At 69.1% G+C, this 1,203-nt stretch carries 1 protein-coding gene; it reads left to right on the forward strand.

Going from position 1 to position 1,203, the window contains the following annotated elements:
* Nucleotides 1-622 precede the first annotated feature (622 nt).
* Entirely contained in the window at nt 623-1,015 is a 393-nt protein-coding gene (locus tag ACFYOH_RS44870) for a hypothetical protein (protein WP_388638160.1), read from the forward strand.
* The last annotated feature ends 188 nt before the right edge of the window (nt 1,016-1,203 follow it).

Genomic DNA, 1,203 nt, shown 5'->3' on the forward strand with positions numbered 1-1,203 from the left:
CGGCAGCCTCGCTCATTGTGCAGTCCGGCAGGTTTCGCGACCTTGTGATGGGCGACGGCCTCCACCTCCAGCGCTTCAGCAAATCCTCAACGACTGAGGGTGCAATGACCTGGCCGGCTGGCGCTCTGGCTGCCACCTGGGGCTGCGCGGCGACGCCACGGGCGACAGTAGGCAGGAGCGCGAGGCGGATATGCGTTCGCCGGGGAGTTCCTCACCCGGCAGGCGAGCATCCTGCCCCTGCTGCCGTACCGGATGGACCTGGGGTATCTGGCGGGTCTGCGCCGGACCTGGGGCGTGTCCGTGCACTCCCTGGTGTTACCGCTGCCGCGCACTGGGTCTGATCTCCGACGCCACGGCGAGCCGGACGTACCAGCGACTGCCCGGGCGTTCTACCTCGCAGAAGACCCGGGCCACCCCGGCTTCGAGCGGAGGTGGCCGGGGCAAGGAGAGAAGGGACTACCGGGCCCCTCCAGGCCGAAGGGCCTGGCTCGCGGCGATGTGGGGCACGGGGCCCTGGCTACGGCGTAGAGCTTTCCGAAGGGTCCTCCCTCGGCCGTGGCGGGGGCGTGTTGGTCTGCGAAGGCCGCGGTTTGGGCGGCTTCAACGAGGCGGGGTGTGGGACATGACCGTGTTGCAGACCATCGTGGTCATTCTGGCCGTGGTCGTTGTTCGCGTCCTGGCCGCGGTCTGGAGAAGGTCGCGTACCGGCCGGCGGAACACCACGACGTACGCCCGTCAAGGGCAGCGGGCTCGGGGATCGGGCGCGCACATCGCGGAGAGCCACCAGCCCGGAATCTGGTCGCAGCAAACGGACGACCACCACTTCCACAGATGGGGCGAGGGCGACCTGGAACGGGAGAGCAGGAGATCACGGGAACGTGCGGCAGAGGACGAATCCCGCCACGAACCGGACTGGAGTGCGTGGTCAACGCCCGACAGCAGCACGGACAGCGACAACGGCTACGGCGGAAGCAGCAGTTGGGACAGCGAGAGCAGCACCAGCAGTGATTGGTAGGTGAGGCGATCCTTCGCCTCAAGCCACAGGGTCGGCCCCGTCCGGACGGGGCCGACCCGTGCCGGGCATGCCGAAGGGGCGGCCGGAGTCGGCCGCCCCTTCCAGAGGTCAGCTTCTCGTGGGGCCTGGCCTTGGCCGGCCTGCTCCATACCCTGCTGCGGTGCCCCCGTCCAACAACCGATCGGTTC

It is taken from the genome of Streptomyces sp. NPDC007856, assembly GCF_042868225.1.
GTDB lineage: Bacteria > Actinomycetota > Actinomycetes > Streptomycetales > Streptomycetaceae > Streptomyces.

Bases quoted from the DNA above. Each gene is read 5' to 3' on its own strand.
- ACFYOH_RS44870 (WP_388638160.1), top strand. From the start codon at position 623: ATGACCGTGTTGCAGACCATCGTGGTCATTCTGGCCGTGGTCGTTGTT.